Here is a 16,113-nt window from a genome sequence, read left to right on the forward strand (position 1 = left end):
ACTCTGCCGTGACGCTGATAAGAGCGCAGGGAAACCCCCATCCCTTCCATGATAAGGACGTACGGCCCGTGGATATCGAGACCCTCAAAGCCCAGAACCCCGACCATTGGAACAAAGCCGCTGCAATCCGCGCGCTGACGCTGGATGCCGTGGCTGCGGCGAACTCCGGTCACTCGGGCATGCCCATCGGCATGGCGGACGTGGCGACCGTGCTGTTTGAAAAGCACCTGAAGTTCGACGCCAGCCGCCCTGACTGGCATGACCGCGACCGGTTCATCCTGTCGGCGGGTCACGGCTCGATGCTCCTCTATTCGCTGCTCTACCTGTGCGGCGACCCCGAGATCACTCTCGATCAGGTCAAGAACTTCCGCCAGTGGGGCGCAAAAACCGCCGGGCACCCCGAGAACTTCCTCGCCAAGGGCATCGAGACCACGACCGGCCCGCTCGGTCAGGGGATCGCCAATTCGGTCGGGTTCGCCATGGCCGAGGAAGCGCTGCGCGCGCGGTTCGGCAAGAAGCTGGTCGATCACCACACCTATGTGATCGCCGGTGACGGCTGCCTGATGGAAGGTGTCAGCCACGAAGCCATCGGCATCGCCGGGCGTCAGGAACTGTCGCGGCTGATCGTCTTCTGGGACAACAACAACATCACTATCGACGGCACGGTTGAACTCTCGGACCGCACCGATCAGGTCGCACGCTTTACCGCGGCCGGCTGGCATGTGCAGGAGATCGACGGTCACAACCCGGCAGAAATCGACGCCGCCATTGCCGCCGCGAAGAAGGACAAGCGTCCGTCGATGATCGCGTGCAAGACGCATATCGCACTGGGTCACGCGGCGCAGGACACCTCCAAAGGCCACGGCGCACTGACCAATGCAGACCAGAACGCCGCCGCAAAGGCGGTCTGGGGCTGGACCACCGGTCCGTTCGAGGTGCCCGCCGACATCAAGACCGCCTGGGAAGCCATTGGCAGCCGGGGCGCCAGCGAGCGCGCCGAATGGGAAACGCGTCTGGCCGGAATGTCGGCCTCGCGTCAGGCCGAATTCGCCCGCACCATGGCCGGGGACGCGCCGAAGAAGCTGTCCTCGACCATCAAGGCGCTGAAAAAGCAGATCAGCGAGACCGCGCCGAAAGTGGCGACGCGCAAGAGCTCTGAAATGGTTCTGGAAGTGGTCAATCCGATCGTTCCCGAAACCATTGGCGGCTCGGCGGACCTGACCGGATCGAACAACACCAAGACCGGCGATCTGGGTGTGTTCGATGTCGACAACCGCAAGGGCCGCTATGTCTATTGGGGCATCCGCGAGCACGGCATGGCGTCGGCAATGAACGGTATGGCACTGCACGGGGGCATCCGGCCCTATGGCGGGACATTCATGTGCTTCACCGACTATGCCCGCCCTGCAATGCGCCTGTCGGCGCTGATGCGCATCCCAACGGTCTATGTGATGACCCACGACTCCATCGGTCTGGGTGAAGACGGTCCGACCCACCAGCCGGTCGAACATCTGGCGATCAGCCGCGCGACGCCGAACACTCTGGTGTTCCGTCCGGCCGACACGGTCGAGACCGCAGAGGCGTGGGAAATCGCGCTGACACAGACCAAGACGCCGTCGGTGCTGTCGCTGACCCGTCAGAACCTCGCCACCGTGCGCACCGAGCACAAGACCAAGAACCTGACGGCGCAGGGCGCCTACGTTCTGGCCGATGCCGAGGGCAAGCGTCAGGCAATCCTGATGGCCACCGGTTCGGAAGTCGAAATTGCCATGGCGGCGCGTGACATCCTGCAGGCCGAAGGGATCGGCACGCGCGTGGTGTCGATGCCGTGCTGGGAGCTGTTCGAGGAGCAGGACGAAGCCTATCGCAAGCGCGTGCTGCCAGGTGGCCCGGTGCGCGTTGCGGTCGAAGCGGGCGTGCGCTTTGGCTGGGATCGCTGGCTGTTCGGTGAGCGCGGCAAGCGCGAGAAGTCGGGTTTTGTCGGGATGCACGGGTTTGGTGCGTCTGCCCCGGCGGAAACGCTGTACGAGAAGTTCGGCATCACCGCAGAGGCCGTGGCGCAGAAGGTGCGCGATCTTGTGGAAGGCCGCTGGCAGCCCGATCCGCGCGCGTAAACACAACAAGGGCGGCCTCGCGTGTCGGGGCCGCCCACCCGCGATGCATCGATGCGTCGCCTCCCCAATCCGCTGTCGCCCGGACCTCCTTGCGTCGACGCAAGGACGAAACGCGTTGACGCGTTTCAGGCGGCGGATTTGAGATTGCGAGGACCATGCTGCTCCGACGCAGCATAAGAACGGCTTGAGCCGTTTTGGGTGATCGACGCGCTTTTGGGTTCCAGCAGTCGCTGCGTCGACGCAGCGAGACAACGCGTTGACGCGTTGTTTGCCCTCTGACCATCAGCGAATATGGGCGTCTCGCCCCATCGGCCAAGCCCGCTGCGACAGGCTTGGCGGGTCGCGCTGAACGATCAGCCGCACGGGATCACGGTTGCAGAACACCACCAGCTGATCACCATTCTCAACCAAAGTGAATCCGCGCCGCTGCACCTCGCGCAGAAAGGCATCGCGGCCCACAATCCGCTCCACATCGCGGGCGGATCGGTGGATCACACCACCCCGCCCCACCGCCTTGGCAGAAAACACATTGCGCAGCCAAGTGTCGGGATCAAGGTAGTCTGGAATCGTCATGCCCCGAGAATGACGCGCTCTTGGTTAAGACAGGCTTAACGCGCCTCAAGCGCCTTTCGGCATCACCGCCGTCCAGATCGGCCCGACGATCTTGACCCCGATCGGGATCAGGATCAGCCCCCAGATGAAGCCCAGCACAAAATCGATCCCCGCCGTGATCGCCCATTCCAGAAACGGCTGCCCGGCCCCGTAGGCCACAGCGATATGATGGATTGTCTCCTCCGGCATGTGCCAGCCCATCTGCGCCACCGAGTGCACGATGATCGACCCGCCGACCCAGAGCATTGCTGCGGTGCCGACCACCGTCAGCGTCTTGAGCAGCCATGGCATGAACTTGACGATGCCCCGGCCCAGTGCACGGGTCATGCCCAAGCGCCCGACCTGGCTGAGCCACAGACCCACATCGTCCATTTTCACGATCACGGCCACCGCGCCATAGACCCCGAGGGTCACCATGATGCCGACCAGCGCCAAAGTCGCGCCCTGCATCCAGATGTTGCCTTCCTCGATCACCGACAGCGCAATGGTCATGATCTCGGCCGAGAGGATGAAATCCGTTTTGATCGCGCCTTTGACCTTTTCTTCCTCAAGGTGCAGCGGGTCTTCGATGTCGTGGCTGCCATCCGGGCCACCGGAATGGTCGTCATGCGGCATCAGCACATGCACGATCTTTTCCGCGCCTTCGAAACACAGGTAAGAGCCGCCGAGGATCAGCAAAGGCGGGATCATCCACGGCGCGAATGTCGACAGCAGCAGCGCCGCAGGCAGAAGGAACACCAGCTTGTTGATCAGCGACCCACGCGCGATACGCCAGATGATCGGCAATTCGCGGGCGGGTTCGAAGCCGTGCAGGTATTTCGGTGTAACCGCCGCGTCGTCGATCAGAACGCCGGCTGTCTTGGACCCGGCCTTGGCCGCCGCTGCGCCGATATCATCGACCGAGGCCGCCGCGACTTTGGCGATGCCCGCAACGTCATCGAGAAGGGCCAACAATCCACTCATACCGGTGCTCCGTTATCTGCGTTGCACAAGACATAGCGTCCGAGACCCCGCGCCGCCAGCACAGACCACCCCGCGCCTGCCGGAAACAGACCTCGAAGCAGACCCCATTCCAGCGAAACGGGGAAATCGGGCGCTTCGGGCATTATTTCCGATTCCGCAACATCCCATCGGTGTTACCGCAAACCATCCCTCGGCGTTAGCGCCATCATGTACCTGACCCACACCTTTTGCGCTAACATACTGTGAAAACGTGTCTTTTTTACTTTGCGATTGCAGCATACATCCGTATACGACCCTCAATTGCACCTGCAGGAGACACGCACATGACCGTCACTCTCGGAATCAACGGTTTCGGTCGGATCGGCCGCTGCACCCTGGCCCATATTGCGGAAAGCTCGCGCAATGACGTCCAGGTGGTCAAGATCAACGCCACCGGCCCGATCGAGACCAACGCACATCTCCTGCGCTATGACAGCGTACACGGTCGCTTCGGCGGCGAGGTGTCGGTCAAAGGCAACACGATGGATCTGGGCCGTGGCCCGATGGAGGTCTTCTCGACATATGATCCGCAAGAGCTCGACTGGTCGGGCTGCGACGTGGTTCTGGAATGCACCGGCAAGTTCAACGATGGCGCCAAGGCGGGAATTCACATGGAGCGCGGCGCGAAATCTGTGCTGATCTCCGCGCCTGCGAAGAACGTTCAGAAAACCATCGTTTACGGCGTGAATCACCGCTCGCTTGTCGAAGGCGACACGATGATTTCGAACGGGTCCTGCACCACCAACTGCCTTGCGCCGCTGGCCAAGGTGCTGGACGAGGCCTTCGGCATCGAAAGCGGTATCATGACGACGATCCACTCCTACACCGGGGACCAGCCGACGCTGGACCGTCGGCACAAGGATCTGTACCGCGCGCGGGCTGCCGCGATGGCGATGATCCCGACCTCCACTGGTGCCGCCAAGGCTTTGGGTGAGGTTCTGCCGAACCTCAAGGGCAAGCTGGACGGGTCTGCCGTGCGCGTTCCGACGCCGAACGTGTCCGCAGTCGATCTGACCTTCTACGCGGGCAAGGACGTGACGGTTGATGACGTGAACGAAGTGGTCCGCGAAGCCGCCGCAACCCACATGGGAACCGTGCTGGGTTACGATCCGGAGCCGAAGGTTTCCATCGATTTCAACCACACCACGCAGTCGTCGATCTTTGCGCCGGACCAGACCAAGGTCGTCGGCAAGCGCATGGTCCGCGTGCTGGCATGGTACGACAACGAATGGGGCTTCTCTGCGCGTATGGCTGATGTGGCCGGAGCGATGGGCCGCCTGCTGCACTGATCCTCGTGACGCCTGATCAACAGGCGAACAGTTTGCTTCACGGGATTGACCCCGCCCAGACCTGGGCGGGGTTATTCATTTTTGGCGTGGGCGTCGTCCGCGTCGTCTACTCTCCGGCAAGTTCCGACGTCGCCAGCCCCGGCGCCCCGGCATCGTCCGATCCGCCGGGTGCGGATCCCGCCGCAATGCGTGCGCGGCCCAGCCTCGGGTGCAATGTTCCCGCCAGCCCCCATGTGCCGACAAGAGCCAGTCCTGCGGCGACAAAGATCCCCGAAAGCGGTGCCGCCAGCAGCACCAGCCATGCTGCGCCCGGCGTCAGTATGCCCGATACATCGCGGAAGCTGGAATAGATCGCCGACATCTCGGTGCGCTCCGAGGGTTTGACCGCCAGTAGAAACGGCAGACCGGCTGACACGTCCAGAAGGATCAGGAAAAAGGACCCCGCCATCAGGCAGAGTACCGCAAAGACCGGCACAGCATGGGACAGGCCCGCAATGGCAAACAGCAGACCGGACATCAGAAAGCCAGTGCGCACCGCCGCCCGAACGGATCTGGTCTGCATGAAGCGGAGCATGAACGGCGTCAGGAACAGCGCCGCGTTCGAGATCGACAGGGCGATGCCGCCGAGCTGTTCGCCCAATCCGTTCTCCACCGCATAGATCGGCAGATACACCACATAGACCCACCATCCACAGGACCTGATCACCGCGAACACCCAGCCTGCGATCAGGCGCGGCTGTGCAAAGAATCTTGGGAAGTATCCAAAGGGGTTGGCAGGCGGACGGTGGCTTCGCGTGATCAGCCGACCGTTGCCAAGACGCATGACAAGGAAGATCACCGCCATCGACAGCGCGGCACCCCAGGCGATCAGGAACGGGGCCGGCGTCCACCAGGAATAGAGCAGCACCCCAAGCACAGGGCCGACCGTCCACCCGAAAGCGCTGTAGAACAGGCGTGAGGTCTCGAACCGGCCAAGTTCGATCTTGGCAATGTAGTCAAGCACATAGGCATTGAAACACACAAAGGTCGTGACCGTTGCCATGGCGGTCAGCGCCAGCCCGGCAATGGCGGCGGCCGGATGGCCCGTCGGGGCGATCCCTGCGCCAAGTGCGAACATCATGGCCCCCGACACATACACCCAGCGCCGGGGAATGAAGCGGATGAGGTACGGCACCAGCAATCCGACCAGCAGTGATGCGATGCCAACGGCGAAATACACTTCGGACACCACACCTGCGTCCCCAAGCGCCCGGTACATCACCAGCGGAAAGACCGACACGAGAATGCCCCGCGCAATGGCTTCCGTGCCCGCCAGAATGGCAAAGCCGCGCACGCTCGGCGCGGGGGCGTGGCGCAGCCATTCGGGAATTCGGCGGTCGTGCATGAAAGGAACCTGGTCTTGGTATCCCTTCCCAAAACCAGATCCTGCGCATTTGCATTGCCGAAGGCGACCGAATGTCGTTTTCGGACCTGAACACCGCCAGGCACCTGCGCCATCGAGCAGCAAGACGTCGCCACAGGGACCTATTGCGGCGCTGCAGCACCATGCTGCGCCTGCAAACCACTTATGCTGGACGCATCAGCCTTCACCTGAAAACTCTTATCGGGAACCGCATCATGCGTCACGTCCTCGGCGGAATTTGGGCCCTTCTGATCGGCATCGTGTTCATCATGCTGGGCAATGGCATGCATTTCACTCTGATCGGTCTCCGTGGAGGCATCGAAGGGTTTTCGGCCTCCGAACTGGCGATCGTGGCTTCGGGATATTTCCTGGGCTTCCTTTCCGGTGCGCGTATGACTCCGGACCTGATCCGCAGGGTCGGACACGTCCGCGTCTTTGCAGCACTGGGCAGCTTCATGTCAGCCGGGTTGATCGCTTTTCCGCTGTTCACCGATCCGATTGCATGGACTCTGCTGCGGATATTGGTCGGGTTCTGCATGTCCGGCATCTACGTGACGGCCGAAAGCTGGCTCAATGCTGCGGCGACGAACGAGACGCGGGGCAAGGTGTTGTCCGCCTACATGATCGCGCAGACATTGGGAATCATCGGAGCACAGGGCTTGCTCACGCTGGGCGACGCGGCAACGTCGGTTCTGTTTATCGGAGCGTCGATCCTCGTGTCGGTCTCGTTTGGACCGATCCTGCTTTCGGTGACCCCGACACCGGTCGCTGAGGTGACGCGCCCCATGCCGTTGACAAAACTGTTTCGAGGGTCGCCTTTGGGCACAGTTGGAATTTTCCTGCTGGGAACGATCTATGCAACGCAATCCGGTATGGGGGCCGTCTACGGCACGCAGATCGGCCTGACGGCAGCACAGATCTCTCTGTTCATCGCAATGCTGTTTGGTGGCGCGCTGCTGCTGCAATATCCGATTGGTTGGCTCTCCGACCGCATGGACCGCCGCAAACTCATCTTCGGCTGCGCTTTGCTGGGGGCAGCCTTCTGTGCGGCCGGTTGGCTCAAAGGGGGCGACCTCTGGCTGTTGATGGGAGCAGCCTTCCTGACGGGTGGTGTGACCACCCCGCTCTATGCCCTGATCCTCGCCTATACAAATGATGCTCTGGACCCGGAGGATATGCCAGCAGCCTCGGGCGGCCTTGTCCTTACCTTTGGAATCGGAGCGATATTGGGACCGCTCGGCGCGGGCTGGGCCATGGAGCAGATGGGACCAGCTGCGTTCTGGGCCGTCCTAGGAGCAACCTTTGTCGCGATTGCGCTTTACTCTGCATACCGCATGACGAAACGCGCCGCTTCTCCGGTCGAGGACACCGACAGCTATCTGGGCGTATTGCCAACGGCCTCTCCGGTGGCCGTCGAAGCGGCTGGCGCATGGGCAGCGGAACAGGGAGAATTGGAACGCGAAACCGAAACATGAGTGTTCCCGGTTTTTTGGTCACTGATTGGGGGAGACGCCGAAAATTGCTTGAGAAATGTCCCGCAATATATTGATAAGTATTTAAATTTTAAAATTATATTTTATCACCTTTACGCCTTCTGCTTCCACGGCAACGGCAAGAAACCGCTCTAAACCAAAGTTGCAAAGCGCAGGGATCAGACCCCGGACCAATACACTGTAACAGCGTGCACGGGCAGATTGGTGCCATCGGCCCCGCCTGTTGCGGTGGCTTCAACCCAAGGAGACTGACCCATGACACGCATTCTTGCTCTTGCCCTCGCGCTTGCCCTGCCCGCCACAGCCTTTGCTTCCAGTGACGATTACGGGCTGACCACCGAACGCATGACCGAGATCCGCACCAAACTGACCGCCGAAGGCTACGAGGTGCGCAAGATCGAAATGGAAGACGGGATGATCGAGGCTTACGTGCTCAAGGATGGTCAGCGGCTCGAAATCTATCTGGATGCCGCTCTGAACGTCGTACGGACCAAGGTCGATGACTGAGCCGACCGGGCCCGCGTCAGGCGCGCGGGCCCAGCCCATCGGAGGTTGAGATGACACAGCATAAAATCTGGGATCCGTTTGTCCGGATCTTTCACTGGACGCTGGTGGTCGGGTTTGCCGCGAATGCCCTTTTTGTCGATGACGACAGCAAACTGCACGAATGGCTGGGCTTTGCCATCGTCGGCCTGATCGCCGCGCGGCTCGTTTGGGGGCTGATCGGCCCGCGTTTTGCCCGCTTCAGCAGTTTCTGGCCCACCCCGGCATCGGTCATTGGCCAATTGTCCGACATTGCGACAGGACGCAAGCGCCTGCACCTCGGTCATACGCCGCTTGGCGCGTTGATGATCTTCAACCTTCTGGGCACGATCCTGCTGATCGGTCTGACCGGCTGGATGATGACCACCAATGCCTATTGGGGGGTCGAGTGGGTTGAAGAAACGCATGAAGCGTTGGTAACGTGGGCCGAAATTTCCATCGTGCTGCACGTGCTGGCCGTGATCTGGGAAAGTCGCCGCACCGGGGTCAACCTGCCGCGCGCGATGGTCACCGGGATCAAGACCCTGCCGGACGGAGCAAGGACAGACCCGTGAGACTGCAAAGCTCTGCACAACCTGTTTCACTTCTTGTTCTGATCGTCGCGCAGTCCCTCTGCGCGGCGTTCTTTCTGTGGGACGTGGCGGCGGATGGTCTGAGCCTGGGCCTGCTTGCCTTCGCAACCAGCCATTTCGTCATCGAGCTGCTCGCCGTTCTGGCACTGATTGCGGGTGTCGTGTTCGAAACGCGTTTCCTCATGGATTTGCTGCGCCGCAAGGCGCATCTGGAAGAACAGCTTGGTCTTGCCGCAGGAGCCTTCCACGACATCGTCGAGGCGCGGTTTGACGGCTGGTCCCTGACTCCGTCTGAACGGGACGTGGCGCATTTCACGCTCAAGGGGTTCGGGATCGCGGAAATCGCCGAATTGCGCGGGTCCGCCGAAGGCACGGTGAAGGCTCATCTCAACGCCATCTACCGCAAGGCCGGTGTCACCGGGCGCGGCGCCTTTGTCGGGCTTTTCATCGAAGACCTGATGTCCACACCACTGCGCCCACCGGAGGTGGCGGCGTGACAAGGCCGGGCTGCTCTGGCATTGTGCCGGCACAAGACAGGGGACCAGAACCGCGATGACCAATTCAATCGCCATCGGCTTGGGATTGCTTATCCTTGGCGGACTCGCGGTGGACGGGTTCCTGACCGGCGGGGATGGCTTCCTGTTTCTTGCCGGAAAAGGGCTCGATCTGCTGGAATGGATCGCCTTCTGGCGCTGATCCGCTTTGTAAGGCCAATCCGTCCGCATCGATGACTTGGATCGCTTGACAGGCTAGCCTCGTTCTGATTGTTAGCGTTAACACAACTGGTCGGCATCCCCTGTCGGAACGAACAAGGAGTCTCACATGAGCACCAAAGTTGCCATCAACGGATTTGGCCGCATCGGCCGCAACGTCCTCCGCGCCATCATCGAGTCCGGCCGCACCGATATCGAGGTGGTGGCAATCAACGATCTGGGGCCGGTCGAGACCAATGCCCATCTGCTGCAATATGACAGCGTACATGGCCGTTTCCCGGTCGAGGTGACGACCTCGGAAGACACGATCGACGTGGGCCGTGGCCCGATCAAGGTGACCGCGATCCGCAACCCGGCCGACCTGCCATGGTCGGATGTGGACGTTGTTCTGGAATGCACCGGCATTTTCACCAGCAAAGAAGCGTGCCAGGCGCATCTCGACAACGGGTCCAGCCGCGTGCTGATCTCGGCCCCCGGCAAAGACGCCGACAAGACCATCGTTTACGGCGTCAACCATGACAGCCTGACAGCGGACGACATCGTCGTGTCGAACGCGTCGTGCACGACGAACTGCCTTGCACCTGTTGCCTATGCACTGAACGAAGCCATCGGGATCGAGCGTGGCTTCATGACCACGATCCACTCCTACACCGGCGACCAGCCGACGCTGGACACGATGCACAAGGATCTCTACCGCGCGCGCGCAGCCGCACTGAGCATGATCCCGACCTCCACCGGCGCCGCCAAGGCCGTGGGTCTGGTGCTGCCGGAACTCAATGGAAAGCTCGACGGCGTGGCCATCCGTGTCCCGACGCCGAACGTATCGGTCGTGGACCTCACATTCACCGCGTCGCGCGACACCTCTGTGGACGAGATCAACGATGCGATCCGCACCGCGGCCAATGGCAAGCTGAAGGGCATCCTTGGATACACCGACAAGAAGCTTGTGTCGTCGGATTTCAACCACGATCCGCACTCGTCGATTTTCCACACCGACCAGACCAAGGTGATGGACGGCAACATGGTCCGGATCCTGAGCTGGTACGACAATGAATGGGGCTTCTCCAACCGCATGGCGGACACGGCCGTTGCGATGGGCAAGCTGATCTGATCCAGTTTTTACCAACTGGTAAAATGAAAAGGCCGGGCGGATTTGCCCGGCCTTTTTCATTAACGAGCCCTGCATTTCCTGCAAGGCGGCCTTTCCACTCTGTCAGTTGTTCTGCGGTGCAGCATGTCTATCTTCAATCCTGTAGCTGGTAGCGCAAACAAGCCGCTTGCACAGGACCATAGAGCAAGGAAAGGACGTATCATGGCCCATCTCATGTCTTCCATGCGGGACCGTCTTCAAAAGCGGGCCGCGTACAATCGCACTGTCTGGGAAATCCGCACGATGCCGCTCGATGTGGCACTGGACCTGGACATCTATCCGGGTGATGCGGAAAAGATCGCAAGCAAGGCCATCTACGGCAACTGAGCGATCACTTCACGAAGTTTGGCAAGCCGCGCTGACATGCGCGGCTTTTGTCATTTCTGGCGGTTGAACCGTGCCAGAAGCTCTCGCTGGACCGGAGCGGTCACGAATTTCGAAACATCACCACCCAGTCTGGCAATCTCTTTCACCAGTTTCGAGGCAATCGCCTGATGCCGCGCCTCTGCCATGAGGAACACGGTCTCGACGCTGTCGTCCAACGCGCGGTTCATGCCAACCATCTGGAATTCGTATTCGAAATCCGCCACCGCGCGCAGACCGCGCACGATGAGCGTTGCACCCACATCATGCGCACAGTCGATCAGCAGGTTCTCGAACGGATGCACGACAATCTCGATGCCGGTCTGCTCGGACAGCGAAACACATTCCGCTTCGATCATCGCCACCCGCTCTTCCAGCGAAAACAGAGGCCCCTTGTCGCGATTGATGGCCACGCCGATGACAAGCCGATCCACCAACGCAGAGGCGCGGCGGATGATGTCGATATGGCCCATGGTGATCGGGTCAAATGTCCCGGGGTAAAGACCGATGCGCATGGGCAGTCTCCGGAGTATCGTCAGGTTGCGCCTGTCTGGCACCAAAGAGGGCCGGAGTTCAAGTCGAAGTCATCACGGGGCTCAATGCCCCATGATCATGCCTTCCAGCGCGTTGCGCTCCATTGCCAGTTCGTTGAGCCGCGCCTTGACCACGTCGCCCAGTGTCACCAGACCGACCATCTTGCCGTCCTCGACCACCGGCATGTGGCGGAACCGGCCTTCAGTCATCTTGCCAAGAATTTCATCCGCGTCGTCATTGCGGCCACAGGTGACAAGCTGCGATGTCATATAGCTGTCCACCGTGTCCGACAGGCAGGTTGCGCCGCGATTGGCCAGTTCGCGCACGATGTCGCGTTCGGAAAGAATTCCCAGGGCGGATTCACCGTCATTCGACACAACCACTGTCCCGATGCGCTTTTCCGCAAGGATCTTGGCGGCTTCAGAGATCGTGGTCCCGGATTTCACGGTCACAACGGCGTCCGTCGCCTTGCTTTTCAGAATGTGGTGAACTTGCATGGTCTCTCCTCCGGTCCCTGTTCCCTTTCAGCGTCCCCACTGTCCCCGGTTCTGTCAAGTGTTTGAAAGTAGCGACTCCAATCGCGCGACCTCTGCGCGGACGCCCTGCACCAGTGCCGCGGCAAACCGCGTGATCCGATCAAGGCGTCGGTCCTCGGCATGGCGGACAAGGTAAAAGCTGCGGGTGAAGGACAAGGCGTCTGTCAGAACCCGCGTCACACCCGGCGCAAAGGGCAGCGCGAAGTCATGTGCAATGCCGATGCCGCCATGATGTCGCAGCAGGTGAACCTGAACCGACGCGGAGTTCGACGCCAGTGCCACGCGGTCCAGACCCAGGTCGCTGAGATAATCCAGTTCCTTGTCGAAAATCATGTCCGGGATGTAGCCGACGATCCGGTGATCCCGCAGATCTGCGACAGACGTGAGCGGAGGTCGCGTGGACAGGTAGGTTTTGCTGGCCGCGAGGTGGAGTTTGTAATCGGTGATGCGCTGATAGGACAGGCGCGATGCAGTGGGTGGGCTGACGGTGATCGCCATGTCCGCCTCGCGCCGCGACAGGTTCACAACGCGCGGCAAGGCCACGATCTGCAGATCGAGATCGGGATTCGCCTTGGAGAGATCGGCAAACACCCGCGGCAGCACGAAATTCGCGCAGCCATCCGGCGCGCCAATACGGATCTGTCCGGTCAGGGTTCCCGCCTCGCCGGTGAGGACGGATTGCGCACCCTGCATCGCCTGTTCGGCGCGTTCGGCGTGGTCGATCAGGCGGGTGCCTGCCTCGGTCAGGGTGTATCCCTGAGGCCCTTTGACGAACAACGCCTGTCCCAGCGACTCTTCCAGCCGGGCCACCCGTCGTCCGACGGTGGCCGGATCCATGCGCAGCGCCCTGCCCGCGCCGGACAGCGTGTCGTGGCGCGCGACAGACAGGAAAATACGCAGGTCATCCCAGCTTTGCACGTCCAAACCTTTGCATTTTTGCAAAACCCATTTGGGATATTGCCTCTTTGATCAGCATTTTTGCAAGACTAAGATGCCGCCAACCAGACGAGGAGGATTCCATGCAAGAGTTGACCCATTACATTGGCGGCGAGCACGTCAAAGGCACGTCGGGACGTTTCGCGGACGTCTACAACCCCGCAACCGGCGAAGTGCAGGCGAAGGTGCCGCTGGCTTCGACCGACGAGATCGCCAAGGCGGTCGAGATTGCAGCCAAGGCCCAGCCCGCATGGGCCGCCACCAACCCGCAGCGCCGCGCACGTGTGATGATGGCTTTTGTCGGCCTGCTGAACCGCGACATGGACAAGCTGGCCGAGGCGCTGAGCCGCGAGCACGGCAAGACCCTGCCGGACGCCAAGGGCGACGTGCAGCGTGGTCTGGAAGTGGTCGAGTACTGCATCGGCGCGCCGGAACTGCTCAAGGGTGAATACACCGACAGCGCGGGTCCCGGCATCGACATGTATTCGATGAAGCAACCGCTGGGCGTGACAGCGGGCATCACCCCGTTCAACTTCCCGGCGATGATCCCGATGTGGATGTTTGCCCCGGCCCTGGCCTGCGGCAACGCGTTCATCCTCAAGCCGTCCGAGCGCGACCCGTCGGTGCCGCTGATGCTGGCGGAGCTGATGGAAGAAGCCGGTCTGCCCAGAGGTGTCCTGCAGGTTGTCAACGGCGACAAGGAAGCCGTGGACGCGCTGCTGCATCATCCGGTGATCCAGAGCATCGGCTTTGTTGGCTCGACCCCGATCGCGGAATACATCTACGGAACCGGCTGCGCCAACGGCAAGCGCGTGCAGTGTTTCGGTGGTGCCAAGAACCACATGATCATCATGCCGGATGCCGACATGGATCAGGCCGCCGACGCGCTGATCGGTGCGGGCTACGGTGCTGCGGGCGAACGCTGCATGGCGATTTCAGTGGCCGTTCCGGTGGGTGATGAAACTGCCGACCGCCTGATCGAAAAGCTGGTGCCCCGCATCGAAAAGCTGAAGGTCGGACCCTATACAGCCGGCGATGACGTGGATTACGGCCCCGTCGTGACCGCAGCCGCCAAGCAGAACATCCTTGGCCTGATCCAGTCGGGCGTCGATCAGGGTGCAGAACTGGTGGTCGATGGCCGCGACTTCAGCCTTCAGGGCTATGAAGACGGGTTCTTCGTCGGTCCGCATCTTTTCGACCGCGTCACACCGGACATGGACATCTACAAGAAAGAGATCTTCGGCCCGGTTCTGTCGACCGTGCGCGCAGGCTCGTACGAGGAAGCCATCAAACTGGCGATGGACCACGAATACGGCAACGGCACCGCGATCTTTACCCGCGATGGCGATGCGGCGCGTGATTTCGCCAACCGGATCAACATTGGCATGGTGGGCATCAACGTTCCGATCCCGGTGCCGCTGGCCTATCACACGTTTGGCGGATGGAAGAAATCGGTCTTCGGCGATCTGAACCAGCACGGGCCCGACGCCTTCAAGTTCTACACCCGCACCAAGACGGTCACATCGCGCTGGCCATCGGGGATCAAGGAAGGCGGCGAGTTCAACTTCAAGGCAATGGATTGATTTTCATTGCAATTTACGAGATAAGGGGCGGAGCAATCCGCCCCTTATGTGTTTAGCCCGTGCCTGTCACAGCCCAGATCATCCCGGACCACAACCTCGTCTACGTGCGCTACACCGGCGCCATGCTGGTCAGCGAAACCGCTGAGGCTCTGGCAGAGTTCGCCAAACATCCTCTGGCCGGCCCCGGCCTCAGGCATCTGGTGGATCTGACGCGCCTGACGGATATCGACCGCGATTACGCAAAATTCATGGAGTTGCAGGCAACCAAGCTGGAAACGATGTCCGGTCATGGCATCGAAACCTTCATGGTCTACTACGCAACGACCCCCATCGGCCTTCAGGCGGCCAATCTGGGCAAGAACGGCTGGACCCCGGAAAGCGGCGTGGTCGCGATTGTCCTCGAGGACGAGGAACACGCTTTGCATGCCTTGGGTGTCCCGTATGCCAGTATCGAGACAATGCTTGCCCGCGTCGACGCGCAGAACGTCTGACGGCGCTCTGGCCTAACCCGGAAAGGTCAGGTTTCCGGATGACACGCTGCCAAGAACCGAGATCATCGTCGCAATTCCGTGTGCGGTCAGCGGGTTGGCCGTGCCCGCTGGCAGGGTGATGACGTCACCGTAATGCACCCCGGTGGCGCTGACGATATCGGTGCTGAGCCGGTAATTCTTGCCATTGGCAATGGAAAAGGCCGACTGCATGTCGCGCATGGCCTGCCTCGGGTTCGTGATGGCGCTGGCCACCGCCCCGGCGGCGCGGGCCTGAACGGCGAGGTAATTTGCCTGCCAGATGTTGCGAGACGCGACAAGCGCCACACCCGGCGCGTTGAACGTGACAAAGGGCAACCCCATCCGCGACCCCACGACCTGCGCCACTGCACCGCCCAGCGAATGGCCGGTCACGTAGACCTGTCCGTGATTGCCAGCGCCTGCAGCGACGGCCTCTCCGATGGGATACATGGCGGTGTTCATGCCGAACGTCAGTTGTGCGTCTTCAACAAGGTCTGACGGGTTGTCGGTGCCGCGGAAGGCCACGATGAACACATTGCCATCGGTATAGATCACGGATCGGAGGCCTGAATTCGGCTCGTATAACGGTGTGGCGGCGGTCCAGCGCGGTACGGTCGGTACTGGGTCATAGGCCCCGCTCGACATCAGGGCAAAGTCGGAAATGGTCGGCATGAAATAAAGTCCAAGCTGTCTGTAATGCGACAACCCTACCCGCTCTGCAGAAAAAATGGACTCTTTTCTGTCTCCCCCGATGCGAGATGC

At 61.2% G+C, this 16,113-nt stretch carries 18 protein-coding genes; 11 read left to right on the forward strand and 7 right to left on the reverse strand.

Annotated features, from left to right (window positions below):
- Positions 1–68 precede the first annotated feature (68 nt).
- Positions 69–2,114: a transketolase gene (tkt, locus tag MGEO_RS13790; RefSeq protein WP_085638828.1), complete on the forward strand. Its 2,046-nt coding sequence runs from the start codon at positions 69–71 to the stop codon at positions 2,112–2,114.
- A gap of 282 nt (positions 2,115–2,396) precedes the next feature.
- On the opposite strand, the gene MGEO_RS13795 is transcribed toward tkt, so the two are convergent.
- Both MGEO_RS13795 and MGEO_RS13800 read right to left on the reverse strand, forming a co-directional pair.
- Positions 2,397–2,687, reverse strand: coding sequence for a hypothetical protein (locus MGEO_RS13795; protein ID WP_085638832.1), 291 nt, complete (start codon positions 2,685–2,687; stop codon positions 2,397–2,399).
- A 45-nt stretch (positions 2,688–2,732) separates the two neighbouring features.
- Positions 2,733–3,689: a DUF808 domain-containing protein gene (locus tag MGEO_RS13800; RefSeq protein WP_085638835.1), complete on the reverse strand. Its 957-nt coding sequence runs from the start codon at positions 3,687–3,689 to the stop codon at positions 2,733–2,735.
- Between the two features lie 323 nt (positions 3,690–4,012).
- Here MGEO_RS13800 and gap (MGEO_RS13805) point away from each other — a divergent pair, with 323 nt between their 5' ends.
- Entirely contained in the window at positions 4,013–5,017 is a 1,005-nt protein-coding gene (gene gap / locus MGEO_RS13805) for a type I glyceraldehyde-3-phosphate dehydrogenase (RefSeq protein ID WP_085638838.1), read from the forward strand.
- Between the two features lie 106 nt (positions 5,018–5,123).
- Here gap (MGEO_RS13805) and MGEO_RS13810 read toward each other — a convergent pair whose 3' ends face one another.
- Complete coding sequence (locus tag MGEO_RS13810; protein ID WP_085638841.1) at positions 5,124–6,401, reverse strand: MFS transporter; 1,278 nt, start codon at positions 6,399–6,401, stop codon at positions 5,124–5,126.
- 233 nt (positions 6,402–6,634) lie between these two features.
- Between MGEO_RS13810 and MGEO_RS13815 the strand changes: the two genes are divergently transcribed.
- From MGEO_RS13815 to MGEO_RS21580, 7 genes are all read left to right on the forward strand, one after another.
- The gene (locus tag MGEO_RS13815; RefSeq protein ID WP_085638957.1) at positions 6,635–7,894 is read left to right on the forward strand and encodes an MFS transporter; all 1,260 of its coding nucleotides are present in this window, start codon (positions 6,635–6,637) and stop codon (positions 7,892–7,894) included.
- A 273-nt stretch (positions 7,895–8,167) separates the two neighbouring features.
- Positions 8,168–8,419 (forward strand): PepSY domain-containing protein, encoded by a 252-nt coding sequence (locus tag MGEO_RS13820; protein ID WP_085638844.1) that lies wholly within the window; start codon positions 8,168–8,170, stop codon positions 8,417–8,419.
- A 50-nt stretch (positions 8,420–8,469) separates the two neighbouring features.
- Positions 8,470–9,009, forward strand: coding sequence for a cytochrome b/b6 domain-containing protein (locus MGEO_RS13825; protein ID WP_085638848.1), 540 nt, complete (start codon positions 8,470–8,472; stop codon positions 9,007–9,009).
- Positions 9,006–9,524 carry a helix-turn-helix transcriptional regulator gene (locus tag MGEO_RS13830; RefSeq protein ID WP_085638851.1) on the forward strand — a complete coding sequence of 173 codons (519 nt, stop codon included), beginning with the start codon at positions 9,006–9,008 and terminating at the stop codon, positions 9,522–9,524. Before MGEO_RS13825 ends, MGEO_RS13830 begins: the two co-directional genes overlap by 4 nt.
- A gap of 55 nt (positions 9,525–9,579) precedes the next feature.
- A complete protein-coding gene (locus MGEO_RS13835; RefSeq protein ID WP_085638854.1) occupies positions 9,580–9,723 on the forward strand; it encodes a glyceraldehyde-3-phosphate dehydrogenase in 144 nt (47 codons plus the stop codon).
- 126 nt (positions 9,724–9,849) lie between these two features.
- On the forward strand, positions 9,850–10,851 hold the full coding sequence (gene gap / locus MGEO_RS13840) for a type I glyceraldehyde-3-phosphate dehydrogenase (RefSeq protein ID WP_085638857.1): 1,002 nt from the start codon (positions 9,850–9,852) through the stop codon (positions 10,849–10,851).
- A gap of 201 nt (positions 10,852–11,052) precedes the next feature.
- On the forward strand, positions 11,053–11,217 hold the full coding sequence (locus tag MGEO_RS21580; protein ID WP_170102912.1) for a hypothetical protein: 165 nt from the start codon (positions 11,053–11,055) through the stop codon (positions 11,215–11,217).
- A 50-nt stretch (positions 11,218–11,267) separates the two neighbouring features.
- On the opposite strand, the gene coaD is transcribed toward MGEO_RS21580, so the two are convergent.
- The 3 genes from coaD to MGEO_RS13855 form a co-directional block, all read right to left on the reverse strand.
- Entirely contained in the window at positions 11,268–11,768 is a 501-nt protein-coding gene (coaD, locus tag MGEO_RS13845) for a pantetheine-phosphate adenylyltransferase (RefSeq protein ID WP_085638860.1), read from the reverse strand.
- Between the two features lie 81 nt (positions 11,769–11,849).
- Positions 11,850–12,284, reverse strand: coding sequence for a CBS domain-containing protein (locus tag MGEO_RS13850; protein WP_085638863.1), 435 nt, complete (start codon positions 12,282–12,284; stop codon positions 11,850–11,852).
- Between the two features lie 54 nt (positions 12,285–12,338).
- Positions 12,339–13,247 (reverse strand): LysR family transcriptional regulator, encoded by a 909-nt coding sequence (locus MGEO_RS13855; protein ID WP_085638866.1) that lies wholly within the window; start codon positions 13,245–13,247, stop codon positions 12,339–12,341.
- 95 nt (positions 13,248–13,342) lie between these two features.
- Here MGEO_RS13855 and MGEO_RS13860 point away from each other — a divergent pair, with 95 nt between their 5' ends.
- A complete protein-coding gene (locus MGEO_RS13860; protein ID WP_085638869.1) occupies positions 13,343–14,842 on the forward strand; it encodes a CoA-acylating methylmalonate-semialdehyde dehydrogenase in 1,500 nt (499 codons plus the stop codon).
- Between the two features lie 59 nt (positions 14,843–14,901).
- Entirely contained in the window at positions 14,902–15,333 is a 432-nt protein-coding gene (locus tag MGEO_RS13865) for a hypothetical protein (protein ID WP_085638872.1), read from the forward strand.
- A 12-nt stretch (positions 15,334–15,345) separates the two neighbouring features.
- Here MGEO_RS13865 and MGEO_RS13870 read toward each other — a convergent pair whose 3' ends face one another.
- Positions 15,346–16,023, reverse strand: coding sequence for an alpha/beta hydrolase family protein (locus MGEO_RS13870; RefSeq protein ID WP_106299202.1), 678 nt, complete (start codon positions 16,021–16,023; stop codon positions 15,346–15,348).
- Positions 16,024–16,113: the final 90 nt, after the last annotated feature.

This window comes from Marivita geojedonensis (genome assembly GCF_002115805.1).
Classification (GTDB): domain Bacteria; phylum Pseudomonadota; class Alphaproteobacteria; order Rhodobacterales; family Rhodobacteraceae; genus Marivita; species Marivita geojedonensis.